Source organism: Streptomyces sp. NPDC014656 (genome assembly GCF_043084305.1).
Classification (GTDB): domain Bacteria; phylum Actinomycetota; class Actinomycetes; order Streptomycetales; family Streptomycetaceae; genus Streptomyces.
In genome coordinates, this window is the sequence record NZ_JBIBZN010000002.1 from 702,832 (window position 1) to 723,201 (window position 20,370).

The window sequence follows — 20,370 nt, forward strand, 5'->3', positions numbered from 1 at the left end:
TGTCCGTCTCGCAGGTTATCCCCGTGGGCCGTGGGTCCCTAAATCGCAGATCACAACCGAGCGGTGATACGGGTCACAGAACGTAGGGGCGAAGGGGCTGTCCGTGGGCGCCCCCCGCCCCCCGCCCGGGGCCCACCGGGCAGGCGGGGGGCGGGGTTTGCGCCCCTCACGCCACGCCGGTGCGCGGGGTGAGGGACACCGCGCACCGAGTGTGATATGGACCTCATTGGGCCCGGGGGCGCCCGTCCGGGTGGCCGGGCGGCGACGGATTCCGCACGACGGGCCGGACGCGTGCCGTACGGGGTTCAGGCCGTGTCGGGCACCGGCAGCGGGCGCCGCTCCAGGGCGGCGGCCATGACCTCGGGGAAGAGGTCGGGGGTGCAGGCGAAGGCGGGGACGCCGAGGGCGGCGAGCGCGGCGGCGTGCTCGCGGTCGTGGGCGGGCTCGCCCTCGTCCGAGAGGGCGAGCAGGGCGACGAAGGTCACCCCGGACGCCTTCATCGCGGCGACCCGCCGGAGCAGCTCGCCGCGGATGCCGCCCTCGTACAGGTCGCTGACGAGGACGACGACGGTGTCGGCGGGACGGGTGATCCGTGACTGGCAGTGGGCGAGCGCCCGGTTGATGTCGGTGCCGCCGCCCAGCCGGGTGCCGAAGAGGACGTCGACGGGGTCGTCGAGCGCGTCCGTGAGGTCGACGACCGAGGTGTCGAAGACGACGAGCCGCGTGGCGACGGCCCTGAGGGAGGCGAGGACGGCGCCGAAGACGGAGGCGTACACGACCGAGGCGGCCATCGAGGCGGACTGGTCGACGCAGAGCACGATCTCCTTGCGCACCGCCCGGGATGCGCGGCCGTGGCCGATCAGCCGCTCGGGGACGACCGTGCGGTGCTCGGGCAGGTAGTGCTTCAGGTTGGCGCGCAGGGTGCGGTCCCAGTCGATGTCCCGGTGGCGGGGCCGGCTGATCCGGACGGTGCGGTCGAGGGCTCCGGTGACGGCCGTCCTGGTACGGCTCGCGAGCCGGGCCTCCAGGTCGGCGACGACCTTGCGGACGACGGCGCGGGCGGTCTCCCGGGTGGTCTCGGGCAGGGCCTCCCTCAGGGAGAGGAGGGTGCCGACGAGGTGCACGTCGGGCTCGACGGCCTCCAGGGTCTCGGGCTCCAGGAGGAGGGTGGCGAGACCGAGCCGGTCGATGGCGTCGCGCTGCATGACCCGCACGACGGGGCGGGGGAAGTAGCGGCGGATGTCGCCGAGCCAGCGGGCCACGGAGGGCGCGGAGCCGCCGAGCCCGCCCTTGCGCTCGCCGCCGCCCCGGTCGCCTCGGCCGTCGGGGCCGTCCGGGCCGTCGTAGAGGGCGGCGAGGGCGGCGTCCATGGCGGCGTCGGTGCCGGACAGGGCGCGGCCGGTGCCCTCGGCCGCCGCGCCGCCGAGGACGAGCCGCCAGCGGCGCAGCCGCTCGTCGGGGGTGCTGGTGCTCATGCGGCCGCCTTCGTGCCGAGGAGGAGGTCGAGGAGGGGCAGGACTCCGTCGGCCCGCTCCGCGTCGGGTGCCGCGGCGAAGCCGGGCACGGGGGCGCCGGCGGGGCGTCCCGCCGCACCGGGATCCCGGGCGACCAGCTCGCCGAGGGTGCGCCGCACCCCGGTCTCGTACGCCCCGAAGGTGCGCCGCAGCAGCGGCAGGACGTCGGCGAACGCCTCGGCCGGTACGCCGGCGAGCCAGCCGTCGAGGAGGGCGAGGAGGCGCTCGTCGTGGACGAGGAGCAGCCCGCCGCCGGTGCCGCCGACGAAGCCGTCGGTCCAGGCGGCGGCCGAGGCGGGCGGGGTGCCGGGCGAGAGGGCGAGGCCCATCAGCCGCGCGGCCTCCTCGTCGGTGAGCCGCCCCTCGTCGAACAGGATGCGCGCGGCCCGGCCGCGGATCGCGCCGGGCACCCGCTCGGCCCCGGCGAGCCGGCGCAGGACACCGGCCCATCGGGAGGCGAGCGCGGTGGGGTCGTCGGCGGGGTCCCCGGCGGAGTCGTCGGCGGGCGGGTCGGGGGCCGCGTCCTGGAGGAGGCCGATCGCGGGGTGGAGGGCGTCCAGGCGGTCGCGCATCGCGGCGGCGGCGTCCGGGTCGAGGCCGGTGCAGGCGGGCGGGAGGCCCACGCAGACGCGTGCGGCCAGGCCGGTGGCGACGCCGGCGAGGGCGCCCGTGTCGGTGCCGCGCACGTCGCCGTAGCGCAGGGAGCGGGCGAGGGCGGGGAGCGCGTCGGCGAGGTGGGCCACGTCGGTGTCGAGGGCGGCCCGGTCGGCGAGGGCGCCGAGGACGGTCGGCAGGGCGTCGGCGAGCCCGGCGAGCAGGCACCGCTCGGCGAGGTCGGTGATCTCGCCGAGGGAGCCGGCGGCGAGGGCGCGGGCCTCGGCCCGGGCGGTGGTGGCGGCCTCGACGGTGGTGCCCCAGACGCCGGCCTCGGCGACCTTCACGTGCAGCTCGGGCTGCCAGCGCAGCCGCCAGGACTCGCGGAAGGTGCCCGTGCCGGCGCGGCCGGGGGCGGGCGCGCCCCAGTCGACGCCGAGCAGCCGGAGCCGGTGCAGGAGCCGGCTGCGGGCGGCGTCGGTCTCGCCGCGCAGGTCGAGGTCGAGTGCGCGCTCGTCGGCCTCGGGCTTGAGGCGGAGGCTCCGCCGGAGGCGGTCGAGGTCGCGCTGGAGCGGGACGGCGGGCGCGGCGGCCGGGACCTCGCCGAGGGCGTCGCCGACGACGAGCCGGTCCCGGACCAGGGCGAGCGGCACGTCGGAGCCCTCGCAGAGGACGGCCCGGACGGCGTCGGTGGTCTCGGCGAGGCCGGGGCGGGGCCGGCCGCGCAGGGCGGCGAGGCCCTCGGCGAGCCGGACGGCCTCGATGACGTGGGCGGAGGAGACGGGGTGGTCGGCCTCCCGGAGGAGGCCCGCGACCTTGGTCATCCAGCGCTCGACGGGCCGGTCGGGAGCGGCGAAGAGGTGTCCGTACCAGCCGGGGGACTCGATCCCTGCGCCGTATCCGGAGCGGCGGGCGAGCCGGCGGTGGGTCCAGGGGACCCAGGTCAGTTCGGTCCTCACCTTGGGCAGGCCCTTGAGGAGGGCGCGGTCGGCGGTGACGGTGGTCCGCCGGGCGAGGGCGGGGACGTGCCAGGCGCCGCAGACGACGGCGACGGCGTCCCCGAACTCCTTGCGGGCGGCGCGCAGCCGCAGCCGCATGTGGGCCTCGCGGACGAGGTCGCGCGGCTGCCCGCCGTGGCCGTACCGCTCGCGCAGGGCGGTCATGGCCTCGGCGAGGGCGGCGAAGGGGGCGAGGGGGTCGGTGTCGCCGCGGAGCTCGACGGCGTCCTCCCACCACTGCTCGGGGTCCTCGTGGCCGGCGGCCGCGGCGAGTTCCGCGAGGGGGTCGATCCGGGGGGTGCCGTCGGCCTCGTCCTCGCCGTCGCCCCAGGTGGGGTCGGCGGCGAGGGTGTGGGCGGCGGGCAGGTCGACGAAGCGGACGGGCACGCCCCGGTCGAGGGCCCAGCGCAGCGCGGTCCATTCGGGCGAGAAGGCGGCGAAGGGCCAGAAGGCGGCGCGGCCGGGGTCGTCGACGGCGTGGGCGAGGAGGGCGACGGGCGGGACCGTCTCCGGGTCGGCGGCGAGGGCGGCGAGCGCGTCGGCCTCGGCCGGGCCCTCGATCAGGACCGCGGCGGGCCGGGCCGCGTCCAGGGCGGCGGCCACCCCGCGCGCGGAGCCGGGCCCGTGGTGCCGGACCCCGAGCAGCAGCGGCCAGGACGCCCGCTCCCTGAGGCCCGCCCCGGCGGGTGCCGTGGCGGGGGCCGTCATGCGCTCACCTCGCGGCAGGCGCGGTAGAAGTCCTTCCAGCCGTCGCGCTCCCTGACCACGGTCTCCAGGTACTCCTGCCAGACGACCCGGTCGGCCGCCGGGTCGCGGACGACGGCGCCGAGGATGCCGGCGGCCACGTCCGCGGGGCGGAGCACGCCGTCGCCGAAGTGGGCGGCGAGCGCGAGGCCGCCGGTGACGACGGAGATCGCCTCGGCGGTGGAGAGGGTCCCGGAGGGGGACTTGAGCCGGGTGCGTCCGTCTGCGGTGACGCCGTCGCGCAGTTCGCGGAAGACGGTGACGACCCGGCGGATCTCCGCCACGCCGTCGGGCGGGGCGGGCAGTTCGAGGGAGCGGCCGAGCTGCTCGACCCGGCGGGCGACGATGTCCACCTCCTCCTCGGGGGTGGCGGGCAGCGGCAGCACCACGGTGTTGAAGCGGCGCCGGAGCGCGCTGGAGAGGTCGTTGACCCCCCGGTCGCGGTCGTTGGCGGTGGCGATCAGGTTGAAGCCGGGGACGGCCTGGACCTCCTCGCCGAGCTCGGGGACGGGCAGGGTCTTCTCGGACAGGATCGTGATGAGCGTGTCCTGCACGTCGGCGGGGATGCGGGTCAGCTCCTCGACGCGGACGGTCGCCCCCCGGTCCATGGCCCGCATGACGGGGCCGGGCACGAGCGCGGCGCGGCTGGGGCCCTCGGCGAGCAGGCGCGCGTAGTTCCAGCCGTACCGGATGGCTTCCTCGGGGGTGCCGGCGGTGCCCTGGACGAGGAGGGTGGAGTCGCCGCTGACGGCGGCGGCCAGGTGCTCGGAGACCCAGGTCTTGGCGGTGCCGGGGACGCCGAGGAGGAGCAGGGCCCGGTCGGTGGCCAGGGTGGTGACGGCGACCTCGACGATGCGGCGGGGGCCGACGTACTTGGGCGTGATCACGGTGCCGTCGGGGAGCGTGCCGCCGAGGAGGTAGGTGGCGACGGCCCGGGGCGAGAGGCGCCAGCGGGCGGGCCGGGGGCGGTCGTCGGCGGCGGCGAGCGCGGCGAGCTCGTGGGCGAAGGCCTGCTCGGCGTGGGGCCGCAGGGCTCGGGCGGCGGGCCCCGGCCGGCCCGGGCCGGTGTCCGTCACGACACCGGCGCCGGGCTGGTCGATGGTTTCGGGCACGGTCATGGATCCCCCTCCAGATCGTTCGACCTGCTGTGCGATCCACGGTGCACCACGCCACTGACAATCGACTTCCGTCGCAGTTCAGGGGCGCAATCGGGGGGTGGGGACGGTCAGTTGAAGACCGGGGAGACGGCGACGCAGCCGCCGGACATCGCCTGCTCGCCCTTGGCCTCCTTGATGACCTTGCCCTGGTAGACGACCTTGCAGGTGAGGTCGGCGGGCTCGGTGGAGACGGGCATGACGGCGGGCGGCATGATGCCGTGCAGCTTCACGGTCCTGGTCCACGGCAGGGCGGGCTTCTTGTCGCTCTCGACCTGCGGCTGCATCGCGGTGCCGTCGCCGGCGTGGTACTCGATCGACTCCACGGCCGTGCCGGTGACTTCGTAGGTCACCTCGTAGCTCTCGGCGACGGCCTTGTCGACCTGGTCGGCGGCCTTGTCGGCCGCTTCGGAACAGGCTCCGAACCCGAACGCGAGGCCGGTGACGGCGAGGGCCGAGACGGCGGTGCGGACGGTGCGGTTCATGGTGGTACTCCCCCTGCACGGTAGTGCGGTTCCAGGGTCGCGCGCTGGTTCGCGCGAGCCCGCACAGCACCGTAAAGGATGGGTAAAGCAGTCGTGCCGCCGGGGCCGCCGCCGGAAGCGAACCCGCAGGTCAACTGCGCTGTCAGTGGCGGATAATACCGTCAGGTACATGAATGACACGGGGGTGCGCGGGACGGCCGAGCAGGTGCTGGCACTGGCTCCTGACGAGGCGTCGCGCAGAGCGGGGAGCGCGCTCGGGACGGCCGGGCCGTGGAGCGGCACGGGCGCCGCCGACGGGGTCGTCTGGGGGCGGTGCGAGGACGGCGGCCGCACGCCGTACCGCACGGTCGTGGACGTGCGCGGCCTCGCGTACGCGTGCACCTGTCCCAGCCGCAAGACCCCCTGCGAGCACGCGCTCGGACTGCTGCTGCTGCGGGCGGCCGACGAGGCGGCCGTACCGGACGGGGCGGAGCCGCCCGGCTGGGCCGCGCGCCCGGTGCGGGCGCAGGGGGGCGCGGTGGGGGCCCCGGCCGATCCGGAGGCCGCCCGGCGGCGGGCCGAGCGCCGGGCGGCCCGGGTGACGGCGGGCGCCGAGGAGCTGGAGCGGCGGCTCGCGGACCTGGTGCGCGGCGGACTGGCCGTGGCCGGCCGGCAGGGGTACGGCTCCTGGGAGGAGACCGCGGCCCGCATGGTCGACGCGCAGGCGCCCGGGCTCGCGGGCCGGGTCCGCGAGCTGGGCGCGATACCGGCCTCGGGGCCGGGCTGGCCGGTGCGGCTGCTGGAGGAGTGCGCGCTCACCCATCTCCTCGACCGCGCCTGGCTGGCCGCCGACCGGCTGCCCGCCCCGCTCGCGGCGACGGTGCGGACCCGGGTCGGGATCCCGTCCGCCGCGGCCGGCACGCCGGTGCGGGACCGGTGGCTGGTCCTCGCCCGGTACGACACGGGGGACGGCCGGCTGACGACCCGTCGCATCTGGCTGTACGGCGCGGACGGCGGCCGTACGGCCCTGCTGCTCTCCTTCGGCGCGGCGGGCCGGGCGCCCGCCCTGTCGCTGCCGGTCGGCGCCGTGGTGGACGGCGAGCTGACCCCGCACGCGGGCGCGGGGCAGCTGCGCGCGGACCCCGGCGAGCTGGTCCCGGTCCCCGGCCCGGCCGCGCCGCCGCCCGGCGGGCCGGTGGGGGCGGCGCTGGACGCCTACGGGCGGGCGCTGCGGGAGGACCCGTGGCTGGACTCCTGGCCGGTGACGCTCGCCCGGGTGGTGCCGGCGCGGGCGGAGTACGGCTGGCAGCTCGCCGACGCCGACGGCCGCGAGGCCCTGCCGCTGACCGGCGGCGACCGCTCCCGTCCCGGCCTGTGGCGGCTCCTCGCCCTGTCGGGCGGCGCCCCCGTCACGGTCTTCGGCGAGTGCGGCCACCGCGGCTTCACCCCGCTGGCCGCCTGGTCCCCGGACGCCCCGGCGGAAACGGTGCCGCTGCTGTGACCGCCCCCGCCGGAGGGGATCCGGGACCATGACCAAGGAGGAGACGTGACAGTGACCGAGGCGGCGTGGGAGGCACTGGTGAGCGCGGCGCTGCTGGGGACCGACCGGCGGCCGCCGGCGGGGACCCGGGGGGCCGCGGCCGCCGGAGAACTGCTGGACGCCGCCGCCCGGCTGACGCTGCGTCGGCGCGCGGGGCTGCGGCCCGGGCCCGCCGCCGTACCGCCCGGGCCGGCGCCGGAGGATCCCCGCCCCGAACTGCCGCCCGCGGCCCGGCGCCGGCTCGACGGCCTGCTGGCCGGACGGGCCGCGCCCGCCCCGGCGGGCGGCCGGCGGGGCACCGCGCCGGACCTCGTCGAACTGCTGCCGCAGTGGCTGGCGATGGCCGACGAGCGCGGCTACAAGGCGCCGGCCGCCTCGCTGCCCGCGCTGCTCGACGCGGCCAGGGCCCGCACCGATCTGCGGCCCCGGGCGCTGGCCCTGGCCGGGCCGCGCGGGCTGTGGCTGGCCCGGCTCAACCCGGACTGGCGGTTCGCCCTGCGGGGCGGCGGCGCGGGCGGCACCCTGCCGGATCCCGGGGACGCCCGCGGGGTGCGGGAGCTGTGGGAGGAGGGGCTGTTCGCCGAGCGGGTCGCGCTGCTCGGAGCCGTACGGGCGAAGGACCCGGCCGCCGGACGGGCGCTGCTCGCGGCCACCTGGGAAGGGGAGCGGGCCGAGGACCGGCTGATGTTCCTGGACTCGCTGCGCGCCGGACTGTCGGCGGCGGACGAGGAGTTCCTGGAGGCGGCCCTCGCCGACCGCAGCCGCAACGTCCGGGCGACGGCCGCCGAGCTGCTCTCCGCGCTGCCCGGCTCGGCCTTCGCGGGCCGCATGGCGGGCCGGGCGGTCACCTGCGTGGGCCTGGACCGGACGGCGGCCGTGCCGACGGTCGTCGTGGAGGCCCCGCACGAGTGCGACGAGGACATGCGGCGGGACGGCGTGGCCGCGGTGCCGCCGTCAGGGCGGGGCGAGCGGTCCTGGTGGCTGGGGCAGCTGGTGGAGGCGGCGCCGCTGTCCTGCTGGCCGGCCCGCTTCGGCGGGCGCTCGCCGGAGGAGATCGTGGCCCTCCCGGTGGCCGACGACTGGCAGCCCGAGCTGCACGCGGCCTGGTGCCGGGCGGCGGTGCGGCAGCGGGACGCGGTCTGGTCGCGGGCGCTGCTCGGCGCGCCGTCGGTGCCCCCGGCGTCGGGTCCCGGCACCTCGTCGCTGGCCGAGCGGGCGCAGCTGCTGTCGACGCTGGACCCGGCGGAGCGGGCCCGGTGGGTGGCGGACTTCGTGGCGGCGCACGGGCTGTCGGAGGCGTTCCAGCTGCTCGGGGTGTGCGCGGTGCCGTGGGCGGAGCCGCTGGGGGCGGCGGTGATCGACGCCCTGGACATCGCCCGGGACGCGGGCAGCTACCCGTGGAGCTTCAGCGGGGTGATGGGGCTCGCGGAGCGCTGCCTCTCCCCCGCGGCGGCCCGGCGGCTGGCCTCACCGGCGGCGGTGCCGGAGGCCGAGGACACCTCGCCGGGCGCGGGCGCCTACTGGTCCGAGGCCTTCCAGCGCCTGGCGGCCACGCTGGACCTGCGCGCCCGGATGCGCGCCGAACTGGACGGGGCCCCACCGGGGACGCCGACCTGACCCGCCTCTGTACGCGCGCGTGCTGGGTCCTTGATACGGGCGCGGCCCTCGGCCTGTACGCGCGCGTGCGGGCCTCGTACGCGCTCGTGCCGGCTGCCGTACGCCCGCACGCTCGGACCCGTAAGCCCGTAAGCCCGTAAGCCCGGCCCGTAAGCCCGCGCACTCGGCCCGCACGTACGCGCGCGTGCACGCCGCACCCGGCCACGCGCCGACGGCCGGGAGCCCGTCGGAGGGGGCTCCCGGCCGTCGGCGCGGGCGGGTCCGAGCGGCCGTCAGGCAGCCGCCACGCGGACGTTCGCGTTGACCCAGTCGACGATCGACGCGGTCGTCGCGCCCGGCGTGAAGATCTCCGCGACACCCTTCTCCTTCAGCGGCGGGATGTCCGCGTCGGGGATGATGCCGCCGCCGAAGACCTTGATGTCCTCCGCGTCGCGCTCCTTGAGGAGCTCGATGACCTTGACGAAGAGCGTGTTGTGCGCGCCCGAGAGGATCGAGAGGCCGATCGCGTCGGCATCCTCCTGGATCGCGGTGTCGACGATCTGCTCGGGCGTCTGGTGCAGCCCGGTGTAGATCACCTCCATGCCGGCGTCGCGCAGGGCCCGCGCGATGACCTTGGCCCCACGATCGTGGCCGTCGAGACCCGGCTTGGCGACGACCACGCGGATCGGACCGGTCACACCCATCACTGCCTCCACATGCGACCCCCGCGCGTCTGTGCCGGGGAGGTGAACGAACGTTATCGACAGCATCCCGCAACGGGCCGTTTCGCGGTGCCCGGCGAGGGGGAAATCACACGTGGGACACGTTCGTTCCGCGGCCTACCCCGCTCCGGGCCCCCCTCCTGGGCCCTCCAGCCGCCCGCGGGGCCGGTCGCGAAAGGAGCCGCGACGCCGGTCGCCGGAGTTCCGTGCCGCCGTCCGTGCGGCGCGGAGCCCCGGCGTCCCGGCGTACCGCCCGGCCCCACGCGCTGGGGGAGGGAGGTCGGCGATGGAGCTGACCAAGGTCACCGCCCTGCTGAGGGCCACCACTCTCGAGGCCGCGATCCTCACCGGCCGCCTCGTCCTCTATCCCTCCGGGATCGTCTCCGAGCGGCTCGCCCCCGCGGACGGCGGCGGCGCCCCCGTGCCGCTCACCGGCGGGGCCGGGCGCCCGGTCGTGCTCCTGCACGGCTTCGTCGACAACCGCTCCGTCTTCCTCCTGCTGCGCCGCACGCTCGCCCGGCACGGCCGTGACCGGGTCTCCTCCCTGAACTACTCGCCGCTCACCTGCGACCTGCGGACCGCCGCCGGCGCGCTGGGCCGGCGGATCGAGGCGGTCCTGGAGCGCACGGGCCGGACCGAGGTGGACCTGGTGGGCCACAGCCTGGGCGGCCTGATCGCCCGTTACTACGTGCAGCGACTGGGCGGTGACGAACGGGTGCGGACGCTGGTCACCCTCGGCACCCCGCACGCGGGCACGGCCGTGGCGCGGCTGGCCGACGCACACCCGCTGGTCCGGCAGATGCGGCCGGGCTCGGAGGTGCTGCGGGAGCTGGCCGCTCCGGCTCCGGGCTGCCGGACCCGGTTCGTGAGCTTCTGGAGCGACCTGGACCAGATCATGGTGCCGGCGGAGACGGCCCGCCTCGACCACCCCGACCTCCTGGTGCACAACGTGCGGGTGAGCGGCATCGGCCACCTCGCCCTGCCGGTGCACCCGACGGTCGCGGCGGGGATCGTGGCGGCCCTCGACGCCGAGGGGGCCGGGGAGACGGCGGCCGGGGGCACGGCGGACGAGGGGACGGAGGGCGAGGGAACGGCCTCGGTGGCCTGAACTCGCCGCGTCGCGGCGACACCCCCGACACCGCTCTTCGAACACCGATCGAACACAAGGCCAAAGGTCTGTGCACGAGCTGGCGAAACACAGCCGATTGCCCGTTTCCTGCGCCCTCGAACCCCCTGGAAGATTGTCGGCCCCGCGTACCGCCGGGTACAGTCGCGCCACTGCTTCCCCCCGGGACACCCCTGTCGGGCCCGCCCCGGACTGGTCCTGCTGCCGAGGCGAGAGAGACGTTGGTGAACGACCAGCACCCCCACGCCGGGTACGCCGGAGACGGCGCCCACACCTCCGGCGGTTTCGCGACCGACCCGCTCTTCGGGACCTGGTCCGACCCCGGCCAGGCCGGTCACAGCGGCCAGTGGGACCTCGGCCAGTACGCCGCCACCGGTACGTACGACACGACCGGCGCGTACGAGACGGGCGCCTGGAGCACCACGGCGGGCGGCACGGAGAGCCACGGGACGACGGGCCAGTGGGACACCACCGGCCAGTGGACCGCCGCCACGGACGCCACCGCCACCGACGCCTACGCGACGAGCACGCCGTACGGGCAGGCCGAGGCGTACGACACGACCGGCCAGTGGGACGCCTCCGCCTGGACCGAGGCCCAGCACACCGGCCAGTACGAGACCCTGCACTCCGGCGCCTACGCGGCGCAGGGCGCGTACGGCCACGAGGCGTACGACGCGACCGGCCAGTGGGCCGCCCCCGCCTTCGCGACCGACACCGGCACCTACGACGCCACCGCCTGGAACCAGGCGGCCGACCCGGCCGAGCCGGTCGTCCCCCAGCAGTACGCCCCCCAGGCCGAACACGCCGACCAGACCGCCGAGTTCGCCTTCGCCTACGACCCGGCCAAGGAACCCGAAGCGGCGTACGACCCCGAGACGTACGACCCGGCCGCGTACGACGCTCCCGGGCACGAGGGTCATGAGGGCCACGAGGGCCACGCCGACCCCGCCGACGAGGGCGGCGCGTCCGATGCCCCCGCCCCCGTCGCCGAGGTCCGTACCGACGCCGCCGCCGGCGCCCGTCCCGTACGCCGCTCCTCCGGCGGCAGCCGCTCCCGGCGGCGCACCCCCGCCAAGCGCTCCGCCCTGCTGACCGTCGCCGTCCCCTCCGCCTGCGTCATGGGCGTCGCCGGCATCGCGGCCGCCTCCGTCAGCGGCCTCACCGGCACCGGCGGCGAGGCTCCGAAGCAGAAGGAGACCACCGCGCTCGCCGCCGCCGACCCGGCCGCCGTACAGCAGATCGCGGCCAACAGCGCGCTCGACACCCAGCTCAGCGCCCTGGACGCCGACGTCCGCGACTTCGGCGACCGCGCCAGCCGCACCCAGGAACGCATCGACCTCAAGGCCCGCCAGGCCGCCGACAAGAAGAAGCGCGAGGAGGAGGCCGCCCGCAAGGAGGCGATGCGCCCCAAGTTCATGCTTCCGGTGAAGCTGCACCAGCTCAGCGCCCGCTTCGGCCAGTCCGGCGTCAACTGGATGTCGGTGCACACCGGCATCGACTTCCCCGTGCAGTACGGCACCCCCGTCATGGCCGCGACCGACGGCACCGTCCGCACCCAGTGGAACCCCGCCTACGGCAACATGGCGATCGTGACCGCCGCCGACGGCACCGAGACCTGGTACTGCCACCTCAGCAGCACCAAGATCCGCTGGGGTCAGGTCAAGGCCGGCGACGTCATCGCCTACTCCGGCAACTCCGGCAACTCCACCGGCCCGCACCTCCACTTCGAGGTCCGGCCCGGCGGCGGCTCCGCGATCGACCCGCTGACCTGGCTGCGCAGCAAGGGCCTCGACCCCACCAGCTGACGCCCCCCGATGTGCCGAGAGGGCCCGGTCCGTCGGACCGGGCCCTCTCGGCACACCCGTCTACAGCTTCTCGACCGGCGCGTACCGCAGCAGCAGCCGCTTGGGCTTCTCGTCGCCGAAGTCGATCGTGGCCTGGGCGTCGGAGCCCGCGCCCGTCACCGCCACGACCGTGCCCAGACCGAACTGGTCGTGGGTGACCCGGTCGCCGACCGTCAGCGCGACCACCGGCTTCTCCGTGCCCGCGCGGCCGGTCGCGAAACCGGACGGGCCGGAGCGGCCCCGGGACGAGGACAGCGAGGCGGCGATCCCCGAGGTCGGCCCGGCGGGCTTCGCCACCGGCCCCGTCCGCTTCCACTCCAGGTACGCCGACGGGATCTCCTCCAGGAAGCGGGAGGCCGGGTTGTACGAGGGCTGGCCCCAGGCGCTGCGCATCGACGAGCGCGTGAGGTAGAGCCGCTCGCGGGCGCGGGTGATGCCCACGTACGCCAGGCGCCGCTCCTCCTCCAGCTCCTTGGTCTGGCCGAGGGCGCGCATGTGCGGGAAGACGCCGTCCTCCATGCCGGTGAGGAAGACCACCGGGAACTCCAGGCCCTTCGCGGTGTGCAGGGTCATCAGCGTGATGACGCCGGAACCCTCCTCGTCCTCGTCCGGGATCTGGTCCGAGTCGGCGACGAGCGCGACCTTCTCCAGGAACTCGGAGAGGGTCCCCGCCCCTTCCTCCTCCCCGCGCTCCTGCTCGAACTCCAGGGCCACGGCGGCGAGTTCCTGGAGGTTCTCGATCCGGGTCTCGTCCTGCGGGTCGGTGGACGCCTGGAGCTCGGCCAGATAGCCGGTGCGCTCCAGGACGGCCTCCAGGACGACGGCGGGGCCCGCGCCGGACTCGGCGACGGTGCGCAGCTCGTCCATGAGGGTGTTGAACCGCTTCACGGCGTTGGCCGAGCGGGCGGCCATGCCGTAGGCCTCGTCGACCCGCTTGAGGGCCTGCGGGAAGGTGATCTTCTCGCGGAGAGAGAGGGCGTCGATCATCGCCTCGGCGCGCTCGCCGATGCCGCGCTTGGGCACGTTGAGGATCCGGCGCAGCGGCACGTTGTCCTCGGGGTTGGCGAGGACGCGCAGGTAGGCGAGTACGTCCCGGACCTCCTTGCGCTCGTAGAAGCGCACGCCGCCGACGACCTTGTAGGGCAGTCCGACGCGGATGAAGATCTCCTCGAAGACGCGGGACTGCGCGTTGGTCCGGTAGAAGACGGCGACGTCTCCGGCCTTCGCGTCGCCCTTGTCGGTGAGCCGGTCGATCTCGTCGGCGACGAACTGCGCCTCGTCGTGCTCGGTGTCCGCGACGTAGCCGGTGATCTGGGCGCCGGCGCCGGCGTTGGTCCACAGGTTCTTGGGGCGGCGCGACTCGTTGCGCTCGATGACCGCGTTGGCGGCGGAGAGGATCGTCTGGGTGGAGCGGTAGTTCTGCTCCAGGAGGATCGTCGTCGCGTCCGGGTAGTCCTCCTCGAACTGGAGGATGTTGCGGATGGTCGCGCCGCGGAAGGCGTAGATCGACTGGTCGGCGTCGCCGACGACGCACAGCTCGGCCGGGCCGAGGTCCTCGTAACCGGTGCCGACCAGCTCGCGCACCAGGGTGTACTGGGCGTGGTTGGTGTCCTGGTACTCGTCGACGAGGACGTGCCGGAAGCGGCGGCGGTAGTGCTCGGCGACGTCCGGGAAGGCCTGGAGCAGGTGGACCGTCGTCATGATGATGTCGTCGAAGTCCAGCGCGTTCGCCTCGCGCAGGCGCGCCTGGTACATCCGGTAGGCCTCGGCGAGGGTCTTCTCGAAGCCGTCGGCGGCCTGGTCGGCGAAGGACTCCTCGTCGATCAGCTCGTTCTTCAGGTTGGAGATCTTGGCGCTGAAGGACTTCGGCGGGAACTTCTTCGGGTCGAGGTCCAGGTCGCGGCAGACCAGCGCCATCAGGCGCTTGGAGTCGGCGGCGTCGTAGATCGAGAAGGACGAGGTGAAGCCGAGCCGCTTCGACTCGCGGCGCAGGATGCGGACGCAGGCGCTGTGGAAGGTCATGACCCACATCGCGTTCGCCCGCGGGCCGACGAGCTGCTCGACGCGCTCCTTCATCTCGCCGGCGGCCTTGTTGGTGAAGGTGATCGCCAGTATCTGGCCGGGGTGCACGTGCCGCGTGCCCAGCAGGTGGGCGATGCGGTGGGTGAGGACCCGGGTCTTGCCGGAACCGGCGCCGGCCACGATGAGCAGCGGGGTGCCGGTGTGGACGACGGCGGCGCGCTGCTGCTCGTTCAGCCCGTCCAGCAGGGCGGCCGGGTCCACGGCGGGGCGGTGGGCACCGTCGCGGTAGTACGGGTCCCGGGGCGGGGGCGCGTCGAAGTGCTCCCCGAACAGGTCGTGCGGGACGTCCTCCGCGGCCGGGGCGCCGTGCTCGTCGTCCTCGGGCGGGGGCGGGGCCTCCTCCGGGGCGTGGGACTGGAGGCCGGCCAGGAAACTGTCGTCAAAGAGGCTGCTCATCGCCTCACGAGTCTAGGACGCCGCACCGACATCCGGCCCCGCCTTCGTCAGGTCGCCGGCGTGACGGCCCCCACCCCGGGCCCCACCCCGGCCCCCGCGGCGGTGCCGGGCCCGGGGCCGCGCCTCACACCCAGAGGGTCGCGATGAAGATGTTCGCCGTGGTCAGGCCGCCGACGGCGCCGAAGAGGCCCTTGTCGACGGTCTCCTCGTCGCGCTTGACGTAGACGATGCCCAGGATCACCACGAGGATCAGCAGCTTGATGCCGATCTTGATGTTGTTGACCGTCTGGTCGTCGGCCTGGTTGAGGCCGACGAGCGCGACGCCGGTGACCAGCATGGTCAGCGCGCCGTGCAGCATGGCGGGGTTGAAGCGGGCCGTGCCGGCCCCGATCGCCTTCATCTGGGTGAGGAAACCGCCCAGGAGGGAGGCGATGCCGATGATGTGCAGGGCGACGAAGACATTGATGAGGACGTCCATGGGGCGGAGCCTAACCGGGCCCCTAGCACCGCTCCCCGGCCGGGTCCACCCACTCCCCCGCTTCGGTCGTCCGCTCCACGGAATCCTTCGCCGACCGCCCCGGGCGGCGAAAGGGAACGGTCCCGGAGGGTCATCCGGCGTCAATAGCGGTCAAACCGCCGCCGGGGCGTGACCCCCGGGTCTAGCGTCCTGCCCCAGGTGGCCGGCTCCCCACCCCGCCGGACCACCCGGCGGTGCCGGCCGCCCCCGCCGGAGAACCCCGGCGGCGGCCCGTCTCCCCTGTGCGGTCCGCCGTCGGCCCCGGCCGGCACCGTCCCCCACAGGGAGAGGATGTGACCCGCCCTCGTGGCAGCTCACCGAAAACCCCGGCCGTCGTCGCTCGGCCGCCCCGCGGCCCGCACGGCCGCCACGCTCGCCCTGGTCTCCGCGGCCGGCACGACCCTCTTCGAGGGCTCGGGGCACGCGGACCCGGCCCCGCCCGGCCGCACCGCCGCCCAGGTCAGGCCCGAGGTCGACCGGCTCTACCAGGAGGCCGAGGCGGCAACCGAGCGGTACAACGGCGCGAAGGAACAGGCCGACGCCGCCCGCGCCTCCTACGACCGGCTGCGCGACGAGGCCGCCCGCCGCACCGAGCGGCTGAACACCGCCCGCCGGAGCCTCGGCGCCGTCGCCGCGGCCCAGTACCGCTCCGGCGGACTCGACCCGGCCGTCCAGCTGGCCCTCACCTCGAACCCGGACGAGTACCTGGAGCGGGCCGCCCTCGCCGAGAAGGCCGGCGACCGGCAGGCCACCGCCATCACCGCCGTGCGCCGGGAGCTCGCGGGCCTCGCCCAGCTGCGCGCCGAGTCCGCCGGCCGGCTCACCGCCCTGCGCGGCCACGAGGCCGAGCTGCGGCGCCAGAAGGCCGCCGTCCTCGGCAAGCTCGCCGCCGCCCGCGAACTCCTGGCCCGGCTCACCGCCGAGGAGCGGGCCCGGTACGAGGCGGCCGTCGCCGCCCGCACGGCGCCCGCGCCCGGCTCCACGGCCCGCCCCGGCACCACCGGGCCCACCGCGGCCGATGCCACCGCCGCGGGCGGCACCCCGGCCCGGGCCGACCGCTCCTCCGGCGACCGGGTCCCGGTGTCCGCCCCCACCGGCCGGGCCTCGGCCGCCGTCTCCTTCGCCCGCGCCCAGCTCGGCAAGCCGTACGTCTGGGGCGCCACCGGCCCCTCCGCCTACGACTGCTCCGGGCTCACCCAGGCCGCCTGGCGCGCCGCCGGGGTGTCCCTGCCGCGCACCACGTACACCCAGATCAACGCCGGGCGCCGGGTTTCCCGCTCCGAACTGGCCCCGGGCGACCTGGTCTTCTTCTACTCGGGCATCAGCCACGTGGGCCTCTACATCGGCGGCGGCCAGATGATCCACGCGCCCCGGCCGGGCGCCCCCATCCGGATCGCGCCGATCGACGAGATGCCCTTCGCGGGCGCGACCCGGGTCGCCTGAGGCCCTGCGGCCCCGAGCGGCCCGGGGCGGCCCGTGGCGGCCCGGGGCTCAGACCAGGCGGCGGGCGGTCGCCCAGCGCGTCAGCTCGTGCCGGTTGGAGAGCTGGAGCTTGCGGAGCACCGCGGAGACGTGCGACTCGACGGTCTTCACCGAGATGTAGAGCTGCTTGGCGACCTCCTTGTACGCGTAGCCGCGGGCGATCAGCCGGAGCACCTCCCGCTCCCGCTGGGTCAGCCGGTCCAGGTCCTCGTCCACCGGGGGCGCGTCGGTGGAGGCGAAGGCGTCCAGGACGAAGCCCGCGAGGCGCGGGGAGAAGACGGCGTCGCCCTCCTGGACCCGGAAGACCGAGTCCACCAGGTCGGTGCCGGTGATCGTCTTGGTGACGTAGCCGCGGGCGCCGCCCCGGATCACGCCGATCACGTCCTCCGCCGCGTCCGAGACGGAGAGCGCGAGGAAGCGGACCGGATCCTCGGCGGCGGACATCAGCCCGGCACAGCGGCGCAGCACCTCGACCCCGCCGCCGCCGGGCAGGTGGACGTCGAGGAGGACGACCTCCGGTCTGGTGGCGGTGATCACGGTGACGGCCTGGTCGACGTCGGCGGCCTCGCCGACGACCTCGACCCCGGTGATGTCGGTCCGCCCGATCTCCGCCTGCACTCCGGTGCGGAACATGCGGTGGTCGTCGACGAGGACGACCCGCACCCGCCGCCCGGCGCCGCCCGCCGCACCCGGCCCGGTCTCCCCGTCGGCTCCGGTCGTCGCCCCGGTCTCGTCGCTCATCCGTCCGCCCTCTCCATCTCCAGCTCGACTTCCGTGCCCCCGCCCGGCACCGCCCGCAGGCGGGCCGTACCGCCGTTGCGCTGCATCCGGCCGATGATCGATTCTCGTACGCCCATTCTGTCCTCGGGGACCTCGTCCAGGTCGAATCCGGGACCGCGGTCGCGCACCGACACGAACACCGTGCGCCCCTCCACCTCGGCGTACACCTGCACCGCGCCGCCCTCGCCACCGTACTTCGCGGCGTTGACCATCGCCTCGCGCGCGGCCTGCATCTGCGCGGTCAGCTTCTCGTCGAGCGGGCAGTCGCCGACGACGACGACCTCCAGCGGCACACCGTGCTTGTCCTCGACCTCGGCGGCGGACCGCTTCACCGCCTCGGCGAGGGTCTCCGGTTCCTCGTCCCTGCCGGTGCCCTCCGGCTTGTAGAGCCAGTTCCGCAGCTCCCGCTCCTGGGCGCGGGCGAGGCGGCGGACCTCGCCGGGGTCGTCGGCGTTGCGCTGGATCAGGGTGAGGGTGTGCAGCACGGAGTCGTGGACGTGGGCGGCGACCTCGGCCCGCTCCTGCGCGCGGATGCGCAGGGTCCGCTCGGCGGTGAGGTCCTGCGACATGCGTATCAGCCAGGGGCCGGCGAGCAGCGCTATGCCGGTGAGGACGGCGACGGCGGCGGTCAGCGCGGTGCCGATCTGGGCGATGGAGCCGCGCACGACCACGAAGACGGCGAGGCCGGTGCCGACCAGGGCCACGCCGACGAGCCCCCGCACGAGGTGGAAACCGCGACCGTGCTTGACCGTCCGGCCCTTCCAGGTCTCGGCGCGGGCGTTGTCGGCCTGCCGCCACACCAGGACGACACCGACGCCGATGAGCAGGGACGGCCACACGTACCGGCCCGTCTCGCCGTCGATCCGCAGGTTCGCGATGAAGATCGCGGCGCCGATCGCGAGGGCGATGAGGGCGAGGATCTGGCCGCGGTCGGGCTTGCGGAGCCGGCGGCGGCCGTCCTCGGTGGTCTCGAAGACGGGGCGGGGCTCGGCCCGGCCGCCGACGCCGAGCGGGACGACGATCCAGAAGACCGCGTAGAGCAGCAGCCCGAGGCCCTCGGTGAGGACGAGCACCGCGAAGACGGCGCGCACCCAGGCGACGGGCAGCCCGAGGTGTCCGGCGAGACCGCGCGCGACACCGCCGAGCCACCGGCCGTCGGCGCTCCGGTAGAGCCTGCGCACGGGCGGTTCGTCGATGTCGGTGACACGAGCGGTTGCGGACATGCACCGATCGTCACACGCCCGGCCTTCCCGGGGCATCAGGGTGGGCCCTGAGATCGACCCCGGGATCGCCTCGGGGTCGTGACGCCCCCGAATATCAGGGTCGTGCCAGGGTCGTTCCCGGTGCCGTCCGGGGGGCACGGGCGGTCACCATGGACCCATGACGAGTTCGACGCCTTCGCAGCCCACGCAGCACGAGGTCCCGCCGGCGGCCGAGGCCGCCTCCGCGGCTCCCCTGCGCCGCTCGCGCACGAGCCGAGTGGTCGGCGGGGTCTGCGGCGGTCTCGGCCGGTACTTCGACATGGATCCGGTGATCTTCCGGATCGTGCTGGCGGTGCTGGCGGTGACCGGCGGCATCGGGCTGGTGTTCTACGGCTTCGCGTGGCTGGCGATCCCGCTCGCGGGCGAGGAGGAGAGCGAGGGTCGGCGGCTGCTGACCGGCCGGGTGTCCGGCGCCTCGCTCGCGGCGATACTCATGGCGCTGGTGGGCTGCGGCATCTTCCTGTCGATGCTGCGCACGGGCTCGCTGCTGGGCTTCGCGGTGCTGCTGTCGCTGGCGACGGCGGGGGCCGCCCACTGGTCGCAGCGGCGGCCCCTGGCCGAGGGGGAGGCCGAGGCCGATCCGGAGGCGAAGCCGAAGGCCCCGCACGGGCGGGTCCCGGTGCCGCCGGAGGCGAAGGCCCCGCCGCTGACCTTCGTCGAGAGAGAGATGAGTTCGTGGTGGCGGGACCCGATCGTGAAGGACGGGTCGACGGGCAAGGTGGCCATCGGCTACCTGTGGGGGCCGCACGGCATCGTGGACGCGGAGGGCAGGGTCGGCGGCGAGGTGCCGAGGCCCGGCAGCCAGTGGGCTCCGCCGGCGGGCGCGGAGCGCCCGGAGCCGTCGGTGCGGCGCAGCCCGTACTCGATCGCCGGTCTGGTCCATCTCCTCGCGTTCGCCGCCGCGGTCACGGGCACGGCCCTGACGTGGGAGTCGCAGCCGCTGGGCACCAGTCTGGCGACGGGTCTGGCGGCGGCGCTGGGGGTCTTCGGCCTGGGACTGGTCGTCAGCAGTTTCCTGGGGCGCACCGGCTTCGGCACGATCTTCCAGGCGGTGGTGACGGCGGCGCTGCTGGTCGGTGCGGTCGCCCTGCCGGACAAGATCACCACGGACTGGACGCGGCAGACGTGGACGCCGCCCACGGTGGCCGCCGTGCAGCCGCAGTACGACCTCGGCGCGGGGGTGGGGACGCTGGATCTGTCCCGGCTGTCGGTGCCGGAGGGGACGACGGTGTCGACGGCGGTCGACGTGGGCGCGGGGAAGCTGGAGGTGGTCGTGCCCGAGGACGTGGTGGTGCGGCTCCACGCCCAGGTGGGGCTCGGTGACCTCCAGCTGCCCGGGCAGGCGCCCGACGACATCGACGTCGCTCCCGACCGCGACGAGACGCGGACGCTGAACCCGACCGCCGGGACGGACCCGGCGGGGACGCTGGACCTCTCGCTGGAGGTCGGCCTTGGACAGGTGGAGGTCACCCGTGCTGCTTCATGAGTTCCGTCCGGGCCGGCTGGTGGTCGGCCTGGCCTCGCTCACCCTGGCCGGAGCCTACGGCGGGGAGCT

The 20,370-nt window shown here is 75.5% G+C and carries 15 protein-coding genes; 6 read left to right on the top strand and 9 right to left on the bottom strand.

Translation table 11 applies throughout. The features are described from left to right. Positions 1–305 precede the first annotated feature (305 nt). The 4 genes from ACF1ED_RS07090 to ACF1ED_RS07105 form a co-directional block, all read right to left on the bottom strand. A complete protein-coding gene (locus tag ACF1ED_RS07090) occupies positions 306–1,475 on the bottom strand; it encodes a VWA domain-containing protein (protein WP_391757364.1) in 1,170 nt (389 codons plus the stop codon). Then, a complete protein-coding gene (locus ACF1ED_RS07095) occupies positions 1,472–3,814 on the bottom strand; it encodes a DUF5682 family protein (RefSeq protein WP_391757366.1) in 2,343 nt (780 codons plus the stop codon). The genes ACF1ED_RS07090 and ACF1ED_RS07095 overlap by 4 nt, the downstream gene beginning before the upstream one ends. After that, on the bottom strand, positions 3,811–4,968 hold the full coding sequence (locus ACF1ED_RS07100; RefSeq protein ID WP_391757368.1) for an AAA family ATPase: 1,158 nt from the start codon (positions 4,966–4,968) through the stop codon (positions 3,811–3,813). Before ACF1ED_RS07100 ends, ACF1ED_RS07095 begins: the two co-directional genes overlap by 4 nt. 107 nt (positions 4,969–5,075) lie before the next feature. Then, positions 5,076–5,489 (bottom strand): MmpS family transport accessory protein, encoded by a 414-nt coding sequence (locus tag ACF1ED_RS07105; RefSeq protein ID WP_391757370.1) that lies wholly within the window; start codon positions 5,487–5,489, stop codon positions 5,076–5,078. A gap of 169 nt (positions 5,490–5,658) precedes the next feature. On the opposite strand from ACF1ED_RS07105, the gene ACF1ED_RS07110 reads away from it, so the two are divergent. Together ACF1ED_RS07110 and ACF1ED_RS07115 are read left to right on the top strand one after the other, a co-directional pair. Continuing rightward, a complete protein-coding gene (locus ACF1ED_RS07110) occupies positions 5,659–6,969 on the top strand; it encodes an SWIM zinc finger family protein (RefSeq protein WP_391757372.1) in 1,311 nt (436 codons plus the stop codon). Positions 6,970–7,014: 45 nt separating this feature from the next. Beyond that, entirely contained in the window at positions 7,015–8,625 is a 1,611-nt protein-coding gene (locus tag ACF1ED_RS07115) for a DUF5691 domain-containing protein (RefSeq protein WP_391757374.1), read from the top strand. Between the two features lie 272 nt (positions 8,626–8,897). Here the strand turns inward: ACF1ED_RS07115 and ACF1ED_RS07120 are convergent, their stop codons facing one another. Continuing rightward, a complete protein-coding gene (locus ACF1ED_RS07120; RefSeq protein ID WP_383465321.1) occupies positions 8,898–9,308 on the bottom strand; it encodes a cobalamin B12-binding domain-containing protein in 411 nt (136 codons plus the stop codon). A 304-nt stretch (positions 9,309–9,612) separates the two neighbouring features. Here ACF1ED_RS07120 and ACF1ED_RS07125 point away from each other — a divergent pair, with 304 nt between their 5' ends. After that, on the top strand, positions 9,613–10,434 hold the full coding sequence (locus ACF1ED_RS07125; RefSeq protein WP_391757376.1) for an alpha/beta fold hydrolase: 822 nt from the start codon (positions 9,613–9,615) through the stop codon (positions 10,432–10,434). Positions 10,435–10,676: 242 nt separating this feature from the next. Next, positions 10,677–12,257 (top strand): peptidoglycan DD-metalloendopeptidase family protein, encoded by a 1,581-nt coding sequence (locus ACF1ED_RS07130; RefSeq protein ID WP_391757378.1) that lies wholly within the window; start codon positions 10,677–10,679, stop codon positions 12,255–12,257. A gap of 60 nt (positions 12,258–12,317) precedes the next feature. On the opposite strand, the gene pcrA is transcribed toward ACF1ED_RS07130, so the two are convergent. Both pcrA and ACF1ED_RS07140 read right to left on the bottom strand, forming a co-directional pair. After that, entirely contained in the window at positions 12,318–14,774 is a 2,457-nt protein-coding gene (gene pcrA / locus ACF1ED_RS07135) for a DNA helicase PcrA (protein ID WP_391757380.1), read from the bottom strand. A 124-nt stretch (positions 14,775–14,898) separates the two neighbouring features. Then, a complete protein-coding gene (locus ACF1ED_RS07140; protein ID WP_391757382.1) occupies positions 14,899–15,252 on the bottom strand; it encodes a hypothetical protein in 354 nt (117 codons plus the stop codon). A gap of 345 nt (positions 15,253–15,597) precedes the next feature. Between ACF1ED_RS07140 and ACF1ED_RS07145 the strand changes: the two genes are divergently transcribed. Beyond that, entirely contained in the window at positions 15,598–16,734 is a 1,137-nt protein-coding gene (locus ACF1ED_RS07145; protein ID WP_391757384.1) for an NlpC/P60 family protein, read from the top strand. Positions 16,735–16,782: 48 nt separating this feature from the next. On the opposite strand, the gene ACF1ED_RS07150 is transcribed toward ACF1ED_RS07145, so the two are convergent. Next, the gene (locus ACF1ED_RS07150) at positions 16,783–17,514 is read right to left on the bottom strand and encodes a LuxR C-terminal-related transcriptional regulator (RefSeq protein ID WP_391757386.1); all 732 of its coding nucleotides are present in this window, start codon (positions 17,512–17,514) and stop codon (positions 16,783–16,785) included. Beyond that, on the bottom strand, positions 17,511–18,776 hold the full coding sequence (locus ACF1ED_RS07155) for a PspC domain-containing protein (protein ID WP_391757388.1): 1,266 nt from the start codon (positions 18,774–18,776) through the stop codon (positions 17,511–17,513). The genes ACF1ED_RS07150 and ACF1ED_RS07155 overlap by 4 nt, the downstream gene beginning before the upstream one ends. A gap of 157 nt (positions 18,777–18,933) precedes the next feature. Between ACF1ED_RS07155 and ACF1ED_RS07160 the strand changes: the two genes are divergently transcribed. Then, positions 18,934–20,301 (top strand): PspC domain-containing protein, encoded by a 1,368-nt coding sequence (locus ACF1ED_RS07160; protein WP_391757390.1) that lies wholly within the window; start codon positions 18,934–18,936, stop codon positions 20,299–20,301. Positions 20,302–20,370 lie beyond the last annotated feature (69 nt).